Raw genomic sequence first — 21039 nt, 5'->3', positions numbered from 1 at the left:
CTCTCTTGAGGAGCGCTCTTGACTCATCTATGGGATGACAGTCCTATCTTCAACCCGTGGCCAATATGGATTTGCGATTCTTCGGACTGCCATTTTACCAAGAAAGCCGTCCATTCAAAGGAAGAAAACTGCCTATCGCTTAACTACTTCATTCGCAGTCCAACTGCTGATGTACTTCGAGAGCCTCGTGCTGGAAATACACGCGGGCAAGGCCGGATGGAAGACGGTCAAGCCCCCCTTCTTCCAGGGGAAGTCTGGCGTTTACCAGAAGTTCTCGTTCCTCGCAACTGATGGAAAGTTCCAGTACGGCTTTGACTTCTACAGCGATGTGAGCGAAGAAGAGGTGCTAAGGACCTACATGAAAAGACTTGACACCGAGGTCCTGACATTCATCATAAGTCTGCGCGGCAGACCTAGGAAGGAGGTAGCGAAGCTGGCAGACGACTACGGGATTACAATCCTAGGACCGGCGGACATCGACTCCTTCTTCAACATAGACCGCATTGGCGTCATAAGCCGTCCAGAACAAGTAGTCAACATCCCCGACTAGATCGCTGCCTCGGGGAGTTCATGGGAGACAATTCACAGGGACGCCGTATCGCCGTCGCCGGATTTCGCTTTCCTTAGCGAGTCTGGATCAGCAATTTCCATGTCGGCGTCGATGAAGGACCTCGGGGCATGGCTGGACCTTGATTCGTTATTTGCTTCTCGGGCTGTTGGTAACGAGGAAGACCGCAACGATGGCAATTACAGCCAAGACCGCGAGAGCCGGAAAGGCGATGAAAAGCATAATTCCTCCCAAGGAAAGGGCGAGGACGAGCCAGAACCGCTCCGCGACCAAATTGCCAAACCCCATGTCGGTTTCCTATCTTTTGGGTCCACCGCTGCACAAAGGCACTCGGGTTCATTTTCTTAGACTTGGTTGTGTAGCTCAGCAGGCCAATTACGGCCTAGCTGCCTAATACTGTCGACCCCCCTGAGGTCGAATGAAGGATACTTGGTTTGGCTCAAGCTTGAATCTCACTGGACTGCCTAGCCCGAACTAGATTTGGAGTCCAGATTTATATCACCTTGATACGAGACATCCTCGTCTGGGATGTCAGAAACCTTCCACTATCAGAGCACCTTCGGCGCGAAGACCCCTTGGGGGGACACGGTAACCTGGCGGGAAGGGGAGAAACCGATATTCTGGGTCACTGAAGCCCACATACTCGGGTCATTGGGGAGGGAGCCGACGCACAAGGACATACTGATCTTGACCAACGAGAGAATCCTCTGCGTCAATCAGCAGGGCATGTCTCCCGGCCTTCCTGGCGTACTGATGCAGGTGAACCTGGAAGACGTTCTGCTAGCCACGAGAGCCGACTACGGGCCCCTCCGCATTATTGAGAGAGGAAGGGGGTCCATCGAGATTGAGTCAACCGACAACGAAGGACTCGAGAATGCCCCCCGAATGATTAATGAGGCCGTGTCCACAAGAAAGGCGGAACTCCGCACCTTGTTGGAAAAGGAAGTGGCCGTAGTCGGACTCGACTTCCCTAGACTCATGAATATCCTGCAGGGGGCGGGAATCGTGGTTGGGAAGCTTATGTGCCATTCTTGCGGTAGTCAGATTGATGTCCCCAAGACAGGTGGATCTGCAGAGTGCGAGTACTGTGGAAGGATCGTCTACGCCCGAGAAACTGTGACCAGGCTGAAAGAGGCAACCTACTGAGAACCGTCGAGCTAACTTTGCAAATACTTCATCCTAGAGACAAAGCCCTGCCTTTCGTCTTGTGAGTAATCCTGAAAGAATCTATCCACCCCCTGTTCTCACTGTCATCTAATCAGAACCGCAGGCGAGATGACATCACTCAAACGTGCCTGTCGAGATAGGTCTTGCTCCAAAAAATTACCGCCGTCCCCGCATTTGCGCCTGCCTCGATACGCAGTCAACCTATCAACCTCGTCATAATGGCACTTTGGGGACTATTCGGCGTTTCCGGCTGTAAGTCTTCGAAGGGCTGATGTGTTTGTTGTAGACCTCCTCGAAAGGGTCGCACAACACCAAGTCGGTATGAACTGAACAAGCTCGGAACTATATGGGTCTTGCCGGGCCGGTTTGCGTCACGCTTCGGTCAGGGCTGCCCTTGTCGCCAACTTCTCAATCCAAGGTACCGAATCTGTCCGGGATGGGATGGAAGTCGCGACCAGCGACTGGGCCTTCAGGCCCCGCCAGTTCTGGCGTGCTTCCCGTACTTGACGAGATGGCTCGGCATCTGGATAATGAACCTGCCCTTCCATTTGAATGGGCGTGATCCATCAAGGTCGAACTTTGGCTTCCCTCTTACTCCGCTCATGGTTCATGCGTCTCTTCGCTGTGGAATAACGTGCTTTGTCTTCAATTACTGCCGAATTGGTCAATTTCGCGCGAACCCGATGGCAGGATACACTGAACAGCCAGCCTCCCTCTGAGGATCTCCATTCTGGCACAAAGACAGCTATGGACTACGGACGCACGCAACCTTCTGCGTTGCCCGAGACGGAGCCTAGCGGCCTATTGTAGTTCTGTCCTTTCCCGGTGCTTTCTTGTTCTGCCAGGGGTTCTGCACTCCCAGAATCTCCGACACGAAAGCACGAATGTCCGCCTCCGATACGGCGGCTACGGTCTCAACCCTCTCGCTTCTAGCGGGGAGACTGAGCTTGTAAACGTACTTCGTCTGGGTCGTCTGTGGGTCTTCGCTCATAGTCCCCAAATGCAGAACGAGCGGATATACCGCTTTTTGCCTAATCCATATCATAGCGGACTGTTAATCCAGGATTCCGCTCAGGACTCCCAGAGTACCTGCTAGGGCTGTGAAATGATGCTCGGGTTCCATTTGAGAGAAGCCTCATGTCTGAGATGATGCTGCTCAGATAGGCAAATCGGGCTAAGACTAGGAACTCTTGTTGACGTTTTGGAGTTTATGTGTGCCTGTGATCACTCCTGATAGGGGAGGAAGGCTAGCCTGAGGCTTAGCCCAGACGGGGCTACGCTCGCACTTCTTGGATCTCGGGAATCGCCGGGACGTCCAGCCTCGTTAGCCAAGAATCCATCGGAGTCAGGAGCATTCTAACAGCCTGTTGGTACTCTTTCTTCGCCTTCTCGTTGACAAGGAAAGGGGGATACTGCCCCTCCCTGAACTCAGAAGTCAATCCTTTAAGAGCGAAGGACGCAATTTGACGCTTCACTTCCTCTATCGTCAGCCCGCAATCCTTCATCAGGGTAACGAAGTCAGATTCCTCTTGCCGGTACTCGGAGAAGAACTTCCAGAGGTTGATACCGATTCTCAACTCCTCCGGAGGGATAGCCCCCTCTTCTTTCAGGCGCTGAAACGCCTTCTTGTGCACCAGAATCCGTTGGCCTTCGGCTCCGTTTGGTCCAAAGGGTCGGAATCCGAAAGCGAGGTCGAGCTTCCAGGCCACTGCGACGATATCGTCAACCATTCTTAGTACATTCCAACCGTGCGCCGGAAGCTCAACAGAAAGCCACTTCAGGTCCTTCCTGGTCTTCCAACTGTCCACTACACGGGCGTTCTCGTAGGATGCGGGCAGGACGAAGCCTAGATATCTGTCATCCATTCCAGTCACGAACTCCTCCCATCTGAGCGACGTGTTATCCCACAGCTGTTTCTCCATCGTCCGGGCAGCGTCTTCGTAGCCCCATTTGACCCTGTATACTTCCACACCAAGGGTCTTGAGCCTCTCCAGGAAGAGGTCCGAGGCCGCCTGGACGACATCCAGCGGGTAGGTGCTGATCACGTCCTGGACAATCACACCTCCAGCTTCAGAAGCAGTAACATCTTGCACAACGTAGACGTGGACGAGGCATCTCAATGCTGAATCAACCTTTGACTGGTCTAGCCCCCGGAACTGAAGTTCTGTTACCAACGAAGCTAGGTCCACGTTCACTGTTTGGCGGATTTTTGATGATAAAGGTTGCCAAGCTAGAACCTTGATTCATGATACGTATCTCCAGGGGAAGGACGACGAGATAGGAGAGGGAAGTTCAGGGGTAGTCCATTCTCGGGCCGTAGAACCGTTATCACATTTGACATACTCTGAGAGTAATTTGTTGGCAATATCCCTGACGATGGACCAGGAGAACAGCGGCCTCGAGCTGGGGAAAGAATGGGTGAGGCGCCTATCTCCGGACATGAAGTCTCTCATCAAGGCATTCTCGTCCATCGTGGCGGTCGTCTTCTGCTTCGAAGTGGCTTGCAACTTGGTTAATTGGAGCGGTCAGATCGCAGCTGAGTCGACTCCGGGGATACTCAACCCCGTCCTCATGGTTTCAGGACCAGTGTAGTGGCTTCTTCTTCTGTATTCTAGAAGAAGATCATTATCGTGGCTGCCGCAAGGACAACCATACCCACGGCCAGCAACGCAGTGACGATTGCCTCTTCGACTTCCATCTTGAATCCATTTGAACCTGAGACAAAAATAAGCGTTGTGAATCTCCAATCCAGATTGTCGCTTCGCTGAACAAGAAATCAGCATTATTCGCCAATTGGATAGACCGTTGACACCTTGAACTATGCGAAATCGAGACCCCTAGTCGGTCGCTATACCGACCATGGCGGAACTTGGGTGTTTCCTCGAGCTTCCTAGGATTGCCACGGCTTGCTGGCTCTAAATGGGTCGAAGCTGGCCGAATCCTTCCCTTCATCCGATCTTGAGGAGCAGGGGATTGCAATCCCTGACACATGTGGTTCGAGGCACGAGGTGCGAAGTCACAACCGAAGACTTCTGCATAAGAACAGGCAACTAGTGCTTTCTAGTTCGTTCTCCAGAAGAGATGGCAGTGTCTGCACCCATACTCACCCATGTAACCGAACTTGTCGTCTACGTTTCCAGACATACAGCGGGGGCAGACCGTTTCGCCTTGGAGGCGAAAGACTTCAATTTCAATCAATGACATTTTAGGAGGCGCAAGGCACCTAAAAAGCGGTTGTGAATTCAAAATCCATATCCAACAGGAGGTTTGTTCTCACTTGGGAAGTGTGAGACTCGCAACCCCCTTCGTTTGGAGCATCATTGAAGGAGGTTCATCGAACAGTACCGCAAGTCGATGTTTTTTCCACAGAGGTGACGGACGTCTCTTACGGAAAATTCGAAAAACATCAAGTATCCTCAAGACTAATGCACCGCCATGCAGAGCAGAGTTCAGCAGACCGGGCTCCAACGAGTCGTTACCGGAAACAGGTGTGAAATTCAGGGTTGCTACGAGATCGCATTCTGGCTCATATCATTCGGAGCCGATACCTCGCACTTGTGTGCGAAGCACACGAGGACCGCTATGCGGAGCGCGAGCTTCTGCAGTGAGCGGGTCTCTCAGGGTGTAGTACCCTAGCTTTCTGCTGTCGCAACCAAAGGGTAGCCCAACAACCCGTCCGGGGGAGCATCGAACAGGGTAAATCGACACCAAGTATGGATTCCCGATTCCATCGGCTTATATTTCGAAGGAGGTTTCTGCACCATCATGGGACCCTTGATCTTCCAGTCTCTACCGGAGATATTCAGTTATGGCCTTGCGGTCGGCCTGGTCCAAATCAGCATCTTGCTCCTTGTAACAGGGAAGAGGTTCCTCAAACAGGTATCAATCGCTGTTTCTGCACTAGTTGGAGCGGTCTTGGGCGAGACTCTAGCCATCAGCTTGAACGCAGACGTCGCGTGGTTGGGGATCGGGGCGGGCATCGTAGCCGGAACCCTGATCGGAAGGTACCTGAGACCCGCAGGTGTAGGTCTCGCTCTCTCTTACCTTGCTTTCTCAGCAGCAGGAAACTTGGTTAGTGTTGCGTATTTAGGATGGGTCGCTGCACTCGTGATATTTGCCTATGGCCTGCTCCTGACTGACCTTGCTCCGACTTTCGTGTCGAGTCTTTTATCATGCTCGATTCTGGTGCTCGTCGGAGGGTGGGCCGGAATCACCCCCAGTGCCCTCTTGGTCCTCACCACGGCAGTAGGGGCCTCGAGGATCATGGCGTCTATCCTTCCCTCGAGGCTAGCCCTCAGGGCCCAAAGGTCTGTCCTCTCAGGGTAGAGCAGCGACCACGGACGGAAACTTCGGCAATCCAGATGGACTCTTCACACGTCTTGTTAGCAGAAAGCAGGAATAATGTCAGATGATGTCGCAGGAAATCCGACACGAAATCGGAGAATTTCCTTCAATCTTCGTTTAAAGCCAAGAAGACAAAGCCGTTATTGTGGTAGAAGCTGAGCTCGAGACTATATTCGGTAGTTCCGGGAAGCAGGTCCTGCTCAAGGAGTTTTCAAGCAGATACAGCGTGACCGTCAAAGATGTCGTAAGACGACCAAACGAATTCCGGATCGCCCTTTCCTTCTTGTCGGGCGAACTTGGGTCGAACTTCGTGATGGGGAGGATCAACAAGAGGTCCTCACTTCGGCAGCATCCTTTGTGAAGTAGTCAAGAATCCTGCTAAGAGCATCTGCAGGGCGTGCGGTTGAGTTCGTCCTTTTGATCGGATTAGACTACTTCGAACCCAGCTTCTATTTCTGCCCTTTGCTTCTTCCTCCTCATCCTGAAGAGGTAGAAGACGGCGATTATTGCGATTGCCACCGCGGCTGCGATGAAGTACCAGTACAACAGCAGGACCTGCACCCAGGTGAGGGGTGCCTTTTGCGGCACCTGGAAGACGGTGAACGGGTAGGTCTTTGTGAAGGACCCCGTCTGCGGGGAGCTTGAGCTTGCAGTCACGTTATCTTGCCCGTAACCGGCCGGCTTGAAAGTCGAATAGGCGGTTCCACCAGAACTTGTCAGCCCGGTGGCAGGAGTGACTGTACCTGTTGGGGTTACCCACGTAACGTTGGTTCCTGCCAAGGGCCTGCCCAGGAACGTGGCGGATAGCACGAAGGTCATTGACTCGTTCGTGTAGATGTAGGGCCTCGAGGACGGGAACTGAGGAGTGAGTGTGACGACCAGGGGACTCGGCACCGTCTGGAGGTTTGCGTTTGAGGAGCTCAGCCCCGGCGAAACAGCGGTCATGACGCTCATCCCCACTCCGTTTGTCCTGACGAGGGCGTAAGCGTAGTCTGACCTGGCAGGTATGGTGAGAGACAGAAATGACTTCACCAGGGAGCTGTTAGAGGATGTTATGATGATGTTGGTGCTCTGCCTCGCCCTAGCCGGATTCCCAGCGCTATCCTGCAACTGGACGATCAGGAGTGGCCAGTTGCCGTTCGAAGCGAAAGTGCTCGCCGGGGGGGACACGAATACCTGCAGCTTGGAGGGCGCAGGGATGACTGTCTGAATACTGATGGTGGCGGGGAACAGGCCGCTCGCGAATGCGGTAACATTGTCGATTCCGGCGAGCGAGCTTGTCGTGACAGGGACAAGAGTAGAGACCGTGTTCGGCGGGATGGTCACGAGATCAGGCGTAGACGCCACCTCAGACCTGGAGGATGAAAGTTGGACTAGGGAGGCAGATGGAGATACCGCTGGGGCCCCCGTCGAGTCGGCAAGGCTGACTTCGAGGACCGCGTAGGTCCGTCCGTCAGTCGGTAGGATGCCCGGTGACCCTGGTACCACCATTTTCAATTGAATCTTGCTGGGGCCGCAGCTTCCCACACACAATTCGTTCTTCGAGACCGAAACAAGTGCAGACCCCGACGTGAAGCCGGTCGAACTCGCGGCAGCCGTGATGACGGCGAACCCTGGGGATCCGCCAGTGCTGAATGCCCCATCTGCATAAAAGTCGCCCGCTTGAATCGTAAGCGAGGTCTGAGAGAGGCCAGCTATGCTGGAATTGGATGAGGTAAGCAATACAGTCACGGCCGAGATTGCCTTGGAAGGCTCCCCGGCGTCGTCAACCAGCTCAACCCTAAGAGTACCGACGTCAGCCCTTGGAAGGTATTGGCCAGGGGAGACGAAGACCTTCAGGCGCGAAGGATAACCTGCAGGACCTAAGGTGGTGAGTAGGACAGGAGAAGGAGAAGACAGCCCATGAGACGATGCCGTTATTTCGGCAGCCCCGGGAACCACAGTAGTGGTTACGTTGACGATGACGTATTCCTTGCCTGCACCTATGTTCACAGAAGCCGGGACGCTGACGATGCCCGCAGGCGCAGCAGTAAGGAAGACTTCGGTATTGTTGATTGCTACAGAAGGCTTGCCGGTGGAGTCCGCAAGTGAGACTACGACGGCTGAATATGTGCCTCCGTCAGACGGGAGCTTCGGAGGAGTTATGGTGAGAACAAGGCCAGTAGCCACGCTCGGAACTGTTGCCGGGGCTGCGAGGCCAGCAGGCAGGAATTGAGCCAAGAGCATTATAGAAAGGGCTGCGACTGCGAGCCTTGTATCCTTGCTCAAACCACTAATCCCCTGAAACTCCCCGACTTTAGTATTTCAATTGTTAGTATAGCAAATCCAGATAGATAGTCTAACAATTCTACTCCTGAGGCACTCGTGACTATCCGCTCGCAATTTCCTTCTTGATTTGCTCGAGCTGCCTGAAGTATTCGCGTGCTATCCTGTCCCGGTCCTGCTCAATCATCATTGTCGTGGCCGCGTAGGAGGCAATCTCCAGGATTTCGTGTTCAGTCCTGAGGTGTTCGACAAGGGTCGTCTTGTCCGCGAAGGCCTTGTGACAGATTCGGCAGTCGTACGACTCCGGGTTCGCGTTCGCGTTCATGTCTTCGACTGTTTGCCGCGAGTAATATATCAATTTGCGGCGTTGACCGAAAAAGGGGATGTAGCTATTATTGATTTCTGCCTCGAAGCAGAATAGCTAGCGAAGAGAAAGATGAAGTGAATGGATGTTTTCGCCGAGTGTGTGGGGCCTTCAATTGCCCATAACGGAGGCTGTCACGGTTGTCCCACCGAACGGCGGGAGTAAGAATACGCCGAAGGTCACTGCAGGGATGTCCCAGACTGTGACATAGGACCCCTTGATGTGTACGTCGTCGCCTACCATCGCAAAAGACCCCGACGAGAGGAAGCCTGTGAGTGTGCACAGGGGCGGGAGGGTGGTCGGGAGCGACGGGCTCAGATTGATAACTATCCCTAGAAGGTAAGCTGTGCAGTCAAACGTAGGGGCCGGCGGGATCGCCGAATTCCCTAAGTAAAATCCTGACGCGTCCAATACGCTTGGTGTCATACCAGTGAAGGCGATCGTCCCTACCTCCCTCTCCGTTCCAGCGAACAGATCCTCATAGGCCCATGTGCTCAGGAGCGCACTTCCTCCTGAAACTGGGGAGGAGCCGGAGCCGAGCGTCCCTGAAACGGTGAAGCTGCTAGACTGGACGTGGGCGTAGATGACCTTCGCCACACCATAATCGGTCACAACCACAATTGAATTGGGATTATCCGCGGTCGCGACGACGACTGGCTGGCCGAAAGGATTGAGGAAGGGGGACTCCAGCGATATGGGGAGTGAGATATGTTGCGATAACCCACTAAGCGAAAATGATCCCTTCAGCGAACCGAGGAAGGCGCTCGGGATTGCCGAAAGACAGCCAGGCGGAGTGCAACCAAACGGGAAGGCTTCGGCTGGGATCATCCCCGATATCGAAACCTTCCCATCCATAGTGACCGGTGAGCCACCTGTCGTCACGCCCTTTACGTGGACCTCGGCCTGCCCCTTTACTGAGAGTCCGTTGACGTCTGCCACAAGGGAGTAGTGGATTGTTCCAGACGAGGGGTTGAGAATGGACCCTTTCACACTGGCGTAAAGGAATCCTCCAACTTGGTTAACGACATAGTGTTGCGTCCCGGAAGAGTCGATCGACCCGGTGATAGTGAGTGTTAGAGGCTGAGAGCTCTTTGCGGAAGCGACAGGCGCGAAAAGGAGCGGAAGAACCAGAAGCGAACCGAGCAACTTCCACTTCATTTGGCTTCCTTTGCCTTCGAGGGGTTATCTCCGTTTTGTCCCTTTTGTGCAAGAACTTGCTTGCTGCGGGCGCTAGACGGTATAAGGAAGTATCTCGATTCCTTTGGTTGAGAAGACCACGGTATGATATCTCCTGGAGTGCTCGGTTCCTCGAAGTTTCTTGACCATAAATCTGGTCTTCAGTTCCATATTGTCTGCTAGATAGTTCTCGATTTCAAAAACACCGTCCGCGACGAACTCCTCTAACCCTTGCGAGTATTCAGTCCGCACGTTGAACTTGCTGACTGTCATGATTGTGGTTATCCCTTCGCGCTTCAAGGTCTTGTAAATCAGGTGCATAAGGAAGCTGTAGTCGAACTTGCCGCTGGCACCGCTAAGGAACGCAGTGAGCGAGTCGATCACCAGCCTCTTGGCTTTGACTTCGTCGATCGCGGAGAGTATTGTCTCCAGGTTCGAGCCCATCCCTCGGCCCTCTAGTGCCTCCAGGTCCAGAAGCCTTAGCTTCTTTTCCTCCTCGAGTGCCTGAAAGTCTATTCCGAACTTTTGCATGTTCCTCTTGAGGCTCAGTATGTCCTCTTCGAAGGTAGCATATACCGCAGGTTGCTTTAGTTCCTTCGCGCCCAGATACGCAAATTCAGACGAGAAAATCGTCTTCCCAGTGCCAATCCCTCCGACGAGCAGGACGAAATCGCCTGCCTGAAGCCCGCCCTGAATGAGCCCGTCGAGGCCCGGGATACCCGTCGGGATTCGCACATCTGAATTCGATGGCAATGGATCTCCACCCTAGGTCTGCCGGGCTTACACTATAACCATTTTGTCATTTAGGCTGGTCGGTTGGCAAGGGTATTGAGTTCAAATGTGCGCCAAAGAGCCTTATATGCAGGAGGAGAGAAATAGAGCACAAATCCACATTTCTTTATTAAGAGTTCTTCGAACTTCTTTTGTAATTGGGTTCCGTAGACAAGCTTCAGAGGAGGAACCAGGACTACAAACTGCTGGAAACCATCAAGCGGGTTGGAGTGCAGAACTACTCCCTGCTTTCCAGGCTCACCGGTCTCAACGCGGAAACCATACGCTACAAGGTGAACCGTCACCTGACGAAGCTCGGGCTCGGGACGACGGTGAATGTCAATTATGGGCAGCTAGGGCTCTCCATAGGATACCTGCAGGTACGTCCCAACAGGAATTCCGGCAAGTCCTGGATGGACAGGATGAGCTACCTTGTCTTTACTGGCAAGAACATGGGCTCAAACAAGTACTTCTGCCTGACGGCCGTCCCTTACAGACTGAAGAAGAAGTACCAGGACAGCCTCGAACAAACGAAGGCTGACGGTCTGATAGACGACTACGAGTACAAGGAGCTCTACTGGATGAGATTCCCCCCTTTCAGGCCCGAATACTACGACTTCGACGAACGCAGTTGGAAGGTTGACTGGAACAGGTTCGAGATGACAATGTCAGAGATAGGGCCATCGTTCGTCTCGGTCAATCGTGAGTCTGATGTTGACTTCGTTGACCTTAAGATTCTGAGCGCGATGATGAAGGACCCGACGATGCCCCTCGCTAAGACGGCGAAGGAGATCAACGTCAACCCAAGGACTGTTCGATATCACCACTCAGAGCACGTGGTGAAGAACAGTTACATTCTCGGCAACAACATTAGGTGGATCAAACCATTCCAAGAGGGTAACCCCGGGGGTGTGATGCAGGCTGTTATCTCTGCGAAGAAGCTAGACGAGGAAGGGATGACAAAGGTGAGGAAGTTCTGCAATAGTCTACCCTTCACGTGGCTCGAGGCCGGGACCGAGGATAAGACGTACCTCGCGATTGTAGACATTCCCATGTCAGACTTCCAGACCTGCGTCCAGCAGGTCGAACTCCATCTCCAGGGAGTGGGAGAGGCATACGAAGTCACGATGATGGACACATCCAAGTCGAGGCCTCTGACGATACCCGACGAAATGTTCGACCCAAAGAGGGGGTGGAGGCTGTACACCGAGGGGGAGGCGAATCCCATCGACACGCTGGGGAAGGACGATTGAAAGTCTGGTCAGCGGTCTATGCAGAATTGGTTTACGGGGGCCACCTTCTAGCCCTAGGGACTTCTAGCATTGCAGCGACCGCTGCCCTGGTGCTCGGCAAGTCCCCTCCCCTAGACCTACTGCTGATGGCGTACCTGTTCTCCTACGGCGCCTACACGGTCAACAGAATCTCTGACTTCGAGCAGGATAGGGTGTCGCATCCTGAAAGGACTTCCCACCTCGAGGGGAGGCGTGGCGCGCTTGTGGCTATAGCGGTAGCCTCTTTCTTGGTCGGGTATGGCCTGGCCTTTCTCAGGAATCTCGTATTCTTCACGGGGCTACTCGTTCCCCTGGCCCTCGCAGTAGCCTACAGCGTAGGTTCCTCTAGGACCAAGAAGATGTTCGGGATGTCTAGACTCAAGGAGGGCCTCCTCATCAAGAACATCACAATATCATTCGGTTGGGCGCTCATTCCCCTGCTGGTCGGCCTCTATTACCTTGAGCTCCCTACGGCAATCCTCGCCTTGGCACCGTTCATCTTCCTTAGGCTTATGGTCAATTCCGTATTCTTCGACCAGCGAGATGTCGAAGCAGACCGTGCAGTCGGGGTCAGAACCCTACCAAGTGTCATGGGACTCGACAAATCCTGGAGGGTAATGGACTTGCTGGACGTGACTTCTGGGGTCTACCTCGCAGCGCTCTTAGTCGTGGGGGTGCTCCCCGTATTCGTGGGCGTCCTCCTACTCTTCGTGCCCTACTCGGTCTTGTACAGGGTGTATGCCAGAAGGTCATCGAGGCATCAGGATTCTGTCAGGGACTTCGCAGCGGACGGTGAGTACATCCTCTGGGGAGTTGTCACATACCTTGGCCACCTATGAAAGGTCGGATTACTCCGCTGACGAGAAGGACGTCGAACGAATGTTGCGGCCATACCGGGAAGCGGTTGAATCCGGGCTCAAGAAACTGAAGGAAAAGGACAGCAAGCTGGACAAGCTCGCTTTCGGATTCCTAGAAGGCGGGGGCAAGAGAATCCGGCCCACAATCACTCTGCTGACCTGCGATGCCATCAAAGGTTCCTACGCCGAAGCGGTTCCAATCGCGGTAGCGTACGAGCTCGCACACGCAGCTTCACTCACCCAGGATGATATCATCGACAATTCTCCGACAAGGCACAACAGGCCAACCGCGCACACGGCCCATGGCGTAACTACTGCCATCCTCTTGTCGGACATGATGATATTCAACATCTTCGAGATGTTGGCTGAGTATGAAGATGCCGACGTTTCGAAATCACAGCTGACAACATTGATCCGATATGTAGCGAAGTCAGCGAAAGAGGCCGCGGAAGGGGAGTACCTGGAGATGCAGTTGTCGAAGAAGGCGGAGCCAACGATTGAAGAGTATGTCAAGCTCGCGGGCCTGAAGACAGGAGCCCTCTTCGGCGCAGCGGCCGCGTCCGGCGCGGTGGTGGGGGGAGGAAAGCCCAGGGTAGTGAAGGAGATGTACGAATTCGGGAGGAACCTCGGGGTCGCTTTCCAGATGGTCGACGACATCCTCGATATGACTGGGACGAGCAAGGAAATGGGGAAGCCCATGCTGAAGGACCTCCAGAACAACGCCGCCAATGTAGTGATCGTACACGCATTGAGACACGCCGACCCCACGAGAAGGAACCAGATTCGATCTATGATGGTAAGGAGTCTCTATGGTTTCGTCGAAGTCGATGAGTTGCTTGCGATCCTAGACGACCTTGGGTCGGTGGAATATGCGGCGGGGCTATGTGGAAAGCATGCGGCACTGGCGAGAGGGAAGCTGAAATCCCTCCCAGAAGGACCTGCAAGAGATATCCTGGAGAAGGTCACCCTCTGGCTGGAGGCAAGGAGGAAGTAGTAATGACTGTGGAACCAACTGACCTCCTAATCCCAACCATTCACATAGTAACTCTCCTGATTACGGGCACCTCGGCAACATATGTTCTGAGACAGAAGACAACCGAGTACCTGCAGGTCAGGAACCTACTGGTGATGGTCCACATCTTTTACATGGCCGTCGTTGCTTTCGAGCTGGCACGGAACTTCGTTCCCGCACCTAGTCCAACGCAAGGGGCAACCTCGTTCTTCCTGGGAGTCTATACAATCTCTAACACGACATTCGTCCTGGTCGATGTCCTGATACTGACTCTGATTGCCCTCGCAATCTACTACAGGCCGAACGGCAGGGGCCTCCTTGACATCCTGAAGGAAGTGTTCAGGCATCAGATGCAGGCGACGTTCTTGGGAATCTATGTCGTTTACATCGCCATAGCGGAGGGGTACCTGCTCGCCTTCCGGCCCTTCGGCTCTGAAGCTATTCCCAATATCGTCGGGACGAACGTGATAGCCACTCAGTTCAATCCGCTCTACCTCGACATGTTGCTCGGGATACTGGTGATATTCATCACATACCCTTCCACTCTCCTCCTCGCTGCTCGCGCAAGATCGACAGATAGGCAGGTCCGGAGAGCATTCGCGATCTTGCCGATCGCGTGGGCAGGAATCGGGCTGGACCTGCTCGTATTCAACGGCTACCTCCTAAATTCAGGAATAGACGCGAGTGCGGTCGGATACTTGTTTGCAGCTGCGGCTTTTGCCGCGACTGCCGCCACTTTCAGGAGGGCGACGTTGCTCTCGTCATTCTTCCTTCCGCCCGTGGCGCCGACAGGCGCCGTCGAGCCTAGCGCGACTTTCTCTGGCAGGTTGGGGTTCAAGCCCGAGGCAATAGTTGGAAAGGAGTTCCTGCTTGAAGTGAACCCTGCGGTAAGGTTCGAGGAAAGCATCAAGGACTTCGCAAACGAGCTTGCGTCTGAGCAGTATGTGGTCTTCGCTTTCACGGCGCGAGGGTCTCCGGTATACTCATCCCTCTCACCATTGGGGAACGTCAGGTTCTTTACCATGACGAGCAAGGTGTCGTATCCGAAACCAGGGGAGAAGCCGAACGAAGTGATGGTCCCTAGCACGGATCAATCCGTCCTGCTAAACGTTCTCGACAAGGCTATCACTACTAATCCGAACCTCAAGCTCGCAGTCATCTTCGACAGTGTGACAGATCTCTTGCTATCTTCCGGGCTAGAGACGACTTACAAGTTCCTGAAGCAGGCGAACGAGATGATAAACAACAACAAAGTGACATCAGTCTTCCTGATGACCCAAGGAGCTCACTCTGACAGAGAAGTGAACGTCGTAAAGAGCCTCTTCAGCAATCACCTCGCATATACCAACGGTCAGTTGGGGGTTCAGAAGGGAAGCTAGTTGGCTAGGGCGAGAGCTCGAACTCACAGTGCTTGTCTCCCATGGATAGGCACTTGGTCTCACTTGCTTTAACATCTGTGCCAAAATAAGCGGACATAGCTCCCGCGATATGACCTCTGACGAAATAGCTCTCCGCCTTTCCTGTGGCAAGCCCCGTGCATTCAAACCCGTCCGTCATTGTAATCCTAGCGCGCCTAGTCTTCACATCCAACTCAAGGAGCGCGACTTGACCCCACCCTACGGCCGAGTAGATTTGGAGCACTTCTGAGAGTGCCGCAACACTCGTAGGACGAAATACCGAGAATGTGTTCACCCAAGTGGCCTTTCCGTAGTCGAAGCCTTGGTTGTAGATTACCTGGTCCCCGCTCGCGCCGATCCCCTTCCTAACCGCATCGAAAATCTTCCTGACGTATTCCATCCTCATGACGATCGAACGGTCCCCAGTGTTCCAAACGACTGGGAAGTTCAGAGAGTCTGCGAGGAACCCTTCCACGCTTCCTTTGACCTCAACGTCCTGAACGCCGACAGAGGATTCTATGAACTCCTTCAACCACCTCTCGTCAAGTCGGGAATTCGCCGATTCAAGAAAGAAACTTACGGTGCCGTTTGATTCGGCCGTATTTGCCCCGAAGAACCCCTCGAGCATATTCATCCCGCGTATGCCGAGAAGATTCGCGAGGTTACCGAGGGCGCCAGGTCTGTTCTCGAGCTCCAAGGACACGAGGAAGAACTTCTTCTTGGGGTCGTAGTGAAAAACCATTACGTGCTTCTCGTGACCTTGCACGGAGCCTTGAACGGAAAGAGAGGGTAAGTAAGTCTTTGGAAGGAGAACCGTGCGGACAAGTTTCTATGCGAATTCAGAAAGAGGAGGGCAGAAGACCCGCCGGGCTCGAGGGCTATTGCCTGAATAACTCAGAACGAGACCTGCTTCTGCACAGGCTGGAAGGAACCCATCGTCTCGATGACCTTTTGGAACGACCGCAATATGTCGAAACCTCTCTGCGTGAGCTCGTACCTCTTCCTGCTCCCAAGGTCCTCTTCCCTTAGGAAGCTCGCGGCGACGAGAGTCTTCAGATTCGATTGGAGGGCCACCCAAGAAAGGTTTGCCTTGTACATTATCTGGGTCGGCCTGTCGATTCCGTTCGAGACCACTTGCAGTACGTCCATCTTGATCTCCAGTTCAGACCTTCGCGCCGGGCCTTTCTTGCTCACAGCGTTGTCGACCTGAACCGAGACGTAGGACTCGGAAATTGACATCTTGAGCTAAGTGTGCCCCCTGTTCTATATAATCATTATAGATTAGTCGTCCATTTTTCCAAGTACAACTGAGTCTGGCTGAGGCCGACCGCGAGGGAACGTGCCTTGCGAGCGGATCCTCAGGCTGTCGCTTCACTAAGTAGGTGAATTCGTATCTGGAATCCACAATTACTAATAAGCGCAGTTTGGAATTCAGCCAAGTGAACCTGCTAGGCAGAAAACTGTCCGTTTGGGGGGGCGCAGAACAGACGAGCGAGTTCGAACGTATTCGTCTCAAACTCGACAAGGCGCTGACGACGGTCTTCACTGAAGAGGGGAAGAAGACAGTCCTGTTTTACATGTCGAAAGAGTCCAGCCTTACCTTGGAACAGGCGAGCCAGGACCCAGCAAGGCTTGAGCGGGCGCTCACCAGCCTCCTTGGGGAGATAGGGTGGATGGTCGTGAAACGGAAGATCCTGGAACAGCTCTGGGAAAGGAGCATAGAAATGCATGAAGTCTCCGCGGTCAAGAATGCGTCTCTGCAGAGCGCGTTCGGCTTCGTGCGGGGATTCGGCCTGGTTCCCCGAACCGGCGCGTTCGGGTAACCTCAAAGATCGTATCTTCAAACGCAGCCGGAAGGTGCCGTGCTCTTTGACAGGGCCAGGGTAATCCGATTACGTCGTAAGCAGTGAATCAGAGTTTTTCTAGTAGGTGGATGTCCGTCGTTGGGTGCGTATAGGAGGCAGACCGGGGAGCACTAGGTTCACCTGGTCGTCTATTCGGCTACTGCTCGCTACCGTGTTCGGCGACCTTTTCTTGCTCGTCGGTGTGTTGGTGGCACATGCGGCTACAGGCAGCTCTCTGCTACTATTCCCTGCCTTCCTCTTGACCGTATCTCTCGTGCTTCTGTCTCTATCCAGTCTGATCTTCGGGGCACTTCACGCCTATCAGGTCTACCCAGGCGCGAGGAGGCCGCTGGCCTTCGTTGCAATCCTGACCCTGGGGACGCTCCTCGCGCACCTATACGTCATCGATGCTCCACAGGCTGGACAGTCGGTGACTCTCTCAGGATCGGTCGGCACGGCCCTTCAAGACGATCATGTCACCGTGAACTCGACTGCGACAGGGGAGCAGTTGACGATACGCGTGGAGGCAACCGGAGGGTCGGCGATTGTCGCCGTTGACGTTTCAGTCGACTCTGTCTTGCTCCCTCCCTCTGGGCTTAGTCCTGCACCGAGCTACGCTCTGCCACTTGAGCCGGGCCAGGGAGTTACAGGATCTTGGGCGGTGCAGGGTCCTGTCGACATGCTTGCAGTCTCCTACGAGTACCTTACGTGCTACGACACGTCGAAGATGACCTATGGCTGCATCATGGACGAATCGTACTATGTCCCTGAGGCCCAGGGGATCCTCGTCGGCCAGCACTGTTCGACGTCGTTGTCAAATTGCCACATGGAGCACCCATACCTTTCGGCCGCACTGATAGCGGGCGGGATGGCTTTGTTTGGCGAGTACAACTCCTTCGGGTGGAGGATTCTTCCCGTGATCCTGGGAAGCTTCAGCATCCCCCTGCTCTTCGGGGTCGCCTGGAAGGTGTCCGGTAACCGCCGCCTGGCTTATTTCGCGGCCCTTCTTTTCGCATTCGATGTGATGTTCTTTGCACAATCTAGTGCCGCACTCCTTGACGTTCCCATGGCCTTCTTCGGCATCCTCGCATTCTTCACCTACACCTGGAGGGTCGGATTCTGGAAGTTCGACAGGTATGTGGTGACTGGGATCATGTTGGCTCTTGCTGGACTTTCGAAGGAGACGGCCATATTCCTCGCCCTTGGCCTTCTCACGTACCATCTTCTCTTCGGCGACGGGAATAGGAGGCAAAGGTACCTCTCGGCTGTCAAGATGGCGGTGGTCCTCGTGGCCGTCTTCTCGGTCGGGCTGCAGACCTACGACTCGCTTCTAGCGAGCCCGGCCGTCCCGACTTTTGTGGACCAGCTCAGGTACATGCTGAGCTACGGCTCCGGACTGATCGCGAAGCAGCTGGCCTGCTCGCCCACCACAGGCTATTGGTGTAAGTTCGCCAATAATCCGGGCGGCGCTCCGATCCTTCCCACGGACTGGATACTGTACTACAACCCGGTGACCTACTACGCCACCTCCGTCAGCGTCTGTCCCAATTCCGTGGGCGGTGTCTGCCAGGGCGGAGCCTACTCCTTCGTGGGTCTGGCATACTACGGGGTCACCAACTTGATAGTGACTTGGGCCCTCTTCATCTGGGCACCGATTGCCGTCTTCCTGCTCTGGAAGAGGTTCAGAGGACTGCAACCGAGCCTCGAAGAATTCGGCTTCTCTGCAAGTCCTGGGGCGCGCTTCTCAGATGAACTTGGGACTGCGGCCCTAGCCCTGACCTGGTTCCTGTGGAGCTACATTCCCTACATCTTCCTCTTTGCGTTCGGGAGAGTAACTTACCCATTCTACATCGTCCCCGCAATCCCCTCCCTCGCCCTCGGGGCGGGGTTCCTCCTCACCCGGGAATGGTTCCCGCGGAAGCTTGCGCTAGTCTATCTTGCCATGGCTTTCGTCTTCTTCTTCGTGTATTTCCCGGACAAGGCATTTCTGCCCAACTTTGTCAGAGCCCTCCTAGGAAGATAGAACCCTCGGGGGAGGGGCCCTATTGGACTGGAATGGAACCGGCTGGCTCTTTGAATTGTCAAAGAAGGTCGCTCGGCTTTTCGACTTTCCCTCCCCCGAGGTGAAAGCGCGGGGGGAACCATACGCCGTTGGATTTCAGCAAAGCTGCCATCATCACTGCCAGCATCCCGGTCCGAATCAGGGCGACGGCCTGGGGTAGAGTGCCAGCCATCGTCGGGTTTGAGACACCGAACCACGTCAGGATGATAAGCACGTTGAAAGCGTCCCAGAAGAATACCGCGGGATTCCTGAGGTCCAATACTGCGACCAGTGGAATCAGCATCAGGCTGAACTGTGGCGCGTAGAGGTAGGTCCCCACCAGATACGCGGAGAGTGCAAGAAATGACTTCGTGGTCACCTCGAGCCTCCGGGTGTAGACAAAGAAGAGAAGGAGGCAGGTGAGGCCGAGGCCGAAGGCCTTCGCGTATCCCCAGGTCGCGGGATTCTGGAATATCCAGACATACCAGGCGTCCTCCAGGCCCCAGGTCCGGAAGAAGGACAGAAATTGAGAGAAATACCCGAAGTTGAGGATTAGGAAGGGAGCATAGGTTAGGAGGACGACGATTGCGACCACGAGCAAGTACCTTCTCCTCCGCCTTGAGCCGTTCATGCCCATCAGGAAGATAGGAAGTAGAAGTATTCCGACCAGTTTGGTCGAGACCGCCAGCGCGAGCGCGATACCTGATGCAGTCTTCTTGCCCTCCACGAAGAACTGGAGGCTCAGTACGATGAGGAAGGCGTTGAAGAGGTCGAAGCTGTAGAGGCCGTAGACTACCATGCTGGGAAGTATGAAGTAGACTGGGTTCAATTCCCTCCCCAAGGCCTTGGCAAGCCGCCAGGATGACCAACCGATTCCCACGGCGGTGCAAAGGCTCAGGACACTGAAGACGGCGTAGTAACCATCATAACTCCCGCCGACGGCCCTGGCGAAGTAGAGGAAGTAGCTTGCCAGGGGCGGGTACTCGAAGAAGGTGTTCTGGGAGAGATTGGGAAAAAGCCCGGCGCGAATCCAGTCTCGGCCCCAAAACGACCCAATGTCGCTGTAGAGGTTTGGCGAAGAAAGAGAAGAGTGGAGAAAGATGCTTAAGACAGTTGCTGCCAGGACAGAGGAGCCTGCAAAGTAAAGGCTCTTTCTTCCTTGCACATTCGGGCGGGATGTCGCAGCGCTTTAAACGGTTTCTGGCGGGATCTGCCCTTCGTCGAAGGGTCACGTCCTTCGACCTTTTGGAGACTAGAAAGGGGCCTTCGTCTAAATGGATACGTTCATAAGGAAATGCGAAGGGGTTCTCACCCAATGGTGAGCATACTACCTCCTGACCTTTCGACCACCTTCCTCGTGGCAGCCATACTCCCTCTCATCCTCGGATTCATAGTCGGCCTGATAATCAAGAGCGTTCTGAAGATCGGGATAGCGCTCGCGATACTCGTCATCGTTCTAATCCTCCTGGGAGTCGTCGCCCCTGGCCAGATCCTTACTCCCCTCCTTTCGCTGATAAAGTCGGGCGGGGCGCTGACATCCGATGTACAACGGCTATCTGGCTACTTGCCCTACTCTTCGCTGACTTTCATCGTCGGTCTGGCCATCGGCTTCCTCAAGGGTTAGCCGAGCAGCCAGTCAGCCGGTGGGCCCGAACCCCCCGCGCAGTCGACCACCCCTGAAACGCGCCTGAGGAACGACGGGCAGGCGAAGCACACGAGGAAGCCAACCTCCTTTTTCACGACGGGACAGTCGACGCTCTCTTTCTTCATCCTCGAGATTGCCTTGGGGCTCGCGCCTCCCTTGAGCTCCGCAGAGACGACCTTGGGGACCTTCTTGGGCTTGGGTGAAGGATAGACATTCACCTTGAACTTGGTCTCGGTAGACACGGTCGACACGTCGCGGGCTTAGGATAAAAATCTGCGCATGGCTCCAGGGCGAGAAGGAAACGACTGACACCCCCC

Annotated in this window: 22 protein-coding genes; 12 read left to right on the top strand and 10 right to left on the bottom strand. The window is 54.5% G+C overall.

Translation table 11 applies throughout. The features are described 5' to 3' along the window. Positions 1 to 169: 169 nt before the first annotated feature. Complete coding sequence (locus tag OK438_00445) at positions 170 to 550, top strand: hypothetical protein (GenBank protein ID MDA4123904.1); 381 nt, start codon at positions 170 to 172, stop codon at positions 548 to 550. Positions 551 to 1096: 546 nt separating this feature from the next. Beyond that, positions 1097 to 1714, top strand: coding sequence for a hypothetical protein (locus tag OK438_00440; GenBank protein ID MDA4123903.1), 618 nt, complete (start codon positions 1097 to 1099; stop codon positions 1712 to 1714). Between the two features lie 814 nt (positions 1715 to 2528). Here the strand turns inward: OK438_00440 and OK438_00435 are convergent. Both OK438_00435 and OK438_00430 read right to left on the bottom strand, forming a co-directional pair. Next, positions 2529 to 2726, bottom strand: coding sequence for a hypothetical protein (locus tag OK438_00435; GenBank protein MDA4123902.1), 198 nt, complete (start codon positions 2724 to 2726; stop codon positions 2529 to 2531). Between the two features lie 283 nt (positions 2727 to 3009). Next, positions 3010 to 3909, bottom strand: a complete 900-nt coding sequence (locus OK438_00430; protein ID MDA4123901.1) for a hypothetical protein — start codon at positions 3907 to 3909, stop codon at positions 3010 to 3012. A gap of 184 nt (positions 3910 to 4093) precedes the next feature. Between OK438_00430 and OK438_00425 the strand changes: the two genes are divergently transcribed. From OK438_00425 to OK438_00415, 3 genes are all read left to right on the top strand, one after another. After that, a complete protein-coding gene (locus OK438_00425) occupies positions 4094 to 4327 on the top strand; it encodes a hypothetical protein (protein ID MDA4123900.1) in 234 nt (77 codons plus the stop codon). Between the two features lie 1173 nt (positions 4328 to 5500). Next, a complete protein-coding gene (locus OK438_00420; GenBank protein ID MDA4123899.1) occupies positions 5501 to 6061 on the top strand; it encodes a hypothetical protein in 561 nt (186 codons plus the stop codon). Between the two features lie 163 nt (positions 6062 to 6224). Continuing rightward, positions 6225 to 6440 (top strand): hypothetical protein, encoded by a 216-nt coding sequence (locus OK438_00415; GenBank protein MDA4123898.1) that lies wholly within the window; start codon positions 6225 to 6227, stop codon positions 6438 to 6440. Between the two features lie 65 nt (positions 6441 to 6505). On the opposite strand, the gene OK438_00410 is transcribed toward OK438_00415, so the two are convergent. The 4 genes from OK438_00410 to OK438_00395 all read right to left on the bottom strand — a co-directional run bounded on the left by OK438_00410 (position 6506) and on the right by OK438_00395 (position 10637). Then, positions 6506 to 8347 (bottom strand): hypothetical protein, encoded by a 1842-nt coding sequence (locus OK438_00410; GenBank protein ID MDA4123897.1) that lies wholly within the window; start codon positions 8345 to 8347, stop codon positions 6506 to 6508. Positions 8348 to 8447: 100 nt separating this feature from the next. After that, positions 8448 to 8669: a hypothetical protein gene (locus OK438_00405; protein MDA4123896.1), complete on the bottom strand. Its 222-nt coding sequence runs from the start codon at positions 8667 to 8669 to the stop codon at positions 8448 to 8450. 150 nt (positions 8670 to 8819) lie between these two features. Next, positions 8820 to 9866, bottom strand: a complete 1047-nt coding sequence (locus tag OK438_00400; GenBank protein MDA4123895.1) for a hypothetical protein — start codon at positions 9864 to 9866, stop codon at positions 8820 to 8822. 72 nt (positions 9867 to 9938) lie between these two features. Continuing rightward, positions 9939 to 10637, bottom strand: coding sequence for an AAA family ATPase (locus OK438_00395; protein ID MDA4123894.1), 699 nt, complete (start codon positions 10635 to 10637; stop codon positions 9939 to 9941). 176 nt (positions 10638 to 10813) lie between these two features. On the opposite strand from OK438_00395, the gene OK438_00390 reads away from it, so the two are divergent. From OK438_00390 to OK438_00375, 4 genes are read left to right on the top strand one after another with little or no spacing between them, the layout of a single operon-like run. Then, a complete protein-coding gene (locus OK438_00390) occupies positions 10814 to 11908 on the top strand; it encodes a hypothetical protein (GenBank protein ID MDA4123893.1) in 1095 nt (364 codons plus the stop codon). After that, on the top strand, positions 11905 to 12765 hold the full coding sequence (locus tag OK438_00385) for a UbiA family prenyltransferase (GenBank protein MDA4123892.1): 861 nt from the start codon (positions 11905 to 11907) through the stop codon (positions 12763 to 12765). The genes OK438_00390 and OK438_00385 overlap by 4 nt, the downstream gene beginning before the upstream one ends. Next, positions 12752 to 13777, top strand: a complete 1026-nt coding sequence (locus tag OK438_00380) for a polyprenyl synthetase family protein (GenBank protein MDA4123891.1) — start codon at positions 12752 to 12754, stop codon at positions 13775 to 13777. The genes OK438_00385 and OK438_00380 overlap by 14 nt, the downstream gene beginning before the upstream one ends. 2 nt (positions 13778 to 13779) lie before the next feature. Beyond that, positions 13780 to 15174 (top strand): hypothetical protein, encoded by a 1395-nt coding sequence (locus OK438_00375; protein MDA4123890.1) that lies wholly within the window; start codon positions 13780 to 13782, stop codon positions 15172 to 15174. A gap of 4 nt (positions 15175 to 15178) precedes the next feature. On the opposite strand, the gene OK438_00370 is transcribed toward OK438_00375, so the two are convergent. Together OK438_00370 and OK438_00365 are read right to left on the bottom strand one after the other, a co-directional pair. Then, the gene (locus OK438_00370) at positions 15179 to 15934 is read right to left on the bottom strand and encodes a hypothetical protein (protein MDA4123889.1); all 756 of its coding nucleotides are present in this window, start codon (positions 15932 to 15934) and stop codon (positions 15179 to 15181) included. A 152-nt stretch (positions 15935 to 16086) separates the two neighbouring features. Next, the gene (locus OK438_00365; protein ID MDA4123888.1) at positions 16087 to 16431 is read right to left on the bottom strand and encodes a winged helix-turn-helix domain-containing protein; all 345 of its coding nucleotides are present in this window, start codon (positions 16429 to 16431) and stop codon (positions 16087 to 16089) included. A 185-nt stretch (positions 16432 to 16616) separates the two neighbouring features. On the opposite strand from OK438_00365, the gene OK438_00360 reads away from it, so the two are divergent. Then, positions 16617 to 17015, top strand: a complete 399-nt coding sequence (locus tag OK438_00360; protein MDA4123887.1) for a hypothetical protein — start codon at positions 16617 to 16619, stop codon at positions 17013 to 17015. 124 nt (positions 17016 to 17139) lie between these two features. Further along, a complete protein-coding gene (locus OK438_00355; GenBank protein ID MDA4123886.1) occupies positions 17140 to 19059 on the top strand; it encodes a glycosyltransferase family 39 protein in 1920 nt (639 codons plus the stop codon). A 58-nt stretch (positions 19060 to 19117) separates the two neighbouring features. Here OK438_00355 and OK438_00350 read toward each other — a convergent pair whose 3' ends face one another. Then, positions 19118 to 20242 carry a glycosyltransferase 87 family protein gene (locus OK438_00350; GenBank protein ID MDA4123885.1) on the bottom strand — a complete coding sequence of 375 codons (1125 nt, stop codon included), beginning with the start codon at positions 20240 to 20242 and terminating at the stop codon, positions 19118 to 19120. Positions 20243 to 20392: 150 nt separating this feature from the next. Between OK438_00350 and OK438_00345 the strand changes: the two genes are divergently transcribed. Next, positions 20393 to 20701 carry a hypothetical protein gene (locus tag OK438_00345; protein MDA4123884.1) on the top strand — a complete coding sequence of 103 codons (309 nt, stop codon included), beginning with the start codon at positions 20393 to 20395 and terminating at the stop codon, positions 20699 to 20701. On the opposite strand, the gene OK438_00340 is transcribed toward OK438_00345, so the two are convergent. Further along, the gene (locus OK438_00340) at positions 20698 to 20964 is read right to left on the bottom strand and encodes a hypothetical protein (GenBank protein MDA4123883.1); all 267 of its coding nucleotides are present in this window, start codon (positions 20962 to 20964) and stop codon (positions 20698 to 20700) included. The genes OK438_00345 and OK438_00340 overlap by 4 nt on opposite strands. Between the last annotated feature and the right edge of the window lie 75 nt (positions 20965 to 21039).

The sequence above is a fragment of the Nitrososphaerota archaeon genome (genome assembly GCA_027887005.1).
Lineage (GTDB): Archaea > Thermoproteota > Nitrososphaeria > Nitrososphaerales > Gagatemarchaeaceae > UBA183.
This window is presented reverse-complemented; position numbering and strand designations above follow the sequence as displayed.

What these genes read in the sequence shown, in the direction of transcription:
- OK438_00370 (MDA4123889.1), bottom strand. Translation starts at nt 15,934, where the DNA reads ATGGTTTTTCACTACGACCCCAAGAAGAAGTTCTTCCTCGTGTCCTTG.
- OK438_00440 (MDA4123903.1), top strand. Translation starts at nt 1,097, where the DNA reads ATGTCAGAAACCTTCCACTATCAGAGCACCTTCGGCGCGAAGACCCCT.
- OK438_00345 (MDA4123884.1), top strand. Translation starts at nt 20,393, where the DNA reads ATGGTGAGCATACTACCTCCTGACCTTTCGACCACCTTCCTCGTGGCA.
- OK438_00365 (MDA4123888.1), bottom strand. Translation starts at nt 16,431, where the DNA reads ATGTCAATTTCCGAGTCCTACGTCTCGGTTCAGGTCGACAACGCTGTG.
- OK438_00435 (MDA4123902.1), bottom strand. Translation starts at nt 2,726, where the DNA reads ATGAGCGAAGACCCACAGACGACCCAGACGAAGTACGTTTACAAGCTC.
- OK438_00420 (MDA4123899.1), top strand. Translation starts at nt 5,501, where the DNA reads ATGGGACCCTTGATCTTCCAGTCTCTACCGGAGATATTCAGTTATGGC.
- OK438_00445 (MDA4123904.1), top strand. Translation starts at nt 170, where the DNA reads ATGTACTTCGAGAGCCTCGTGCTGGAAATACACGCGGGCAAGGCCGGA.
- OK438_00375 (MDA4123890.1), top strand. Translation starts at nt 13,780, where the DNA reads ATGACTGTGGAACCAACTGACCTCCTAATCCCAACCATTCACATAGTA.
- OK438_00405 (MDA4123896.1), bottom strand. Translation starts at nt 8,669, where the DNA reads ATGAACGCGAACGCGAACCCGGAGTCGTACGACTGCCGAATCTGTCAC.
- OK438_00400 (MDA4123895.1), bottom strand. Translation starts at nt 9,866, where the DNA reads ATGAAGTGGAAGTTGCTCGGTTCGCTTCTGGTTCTTCCGCTCCTTTTC.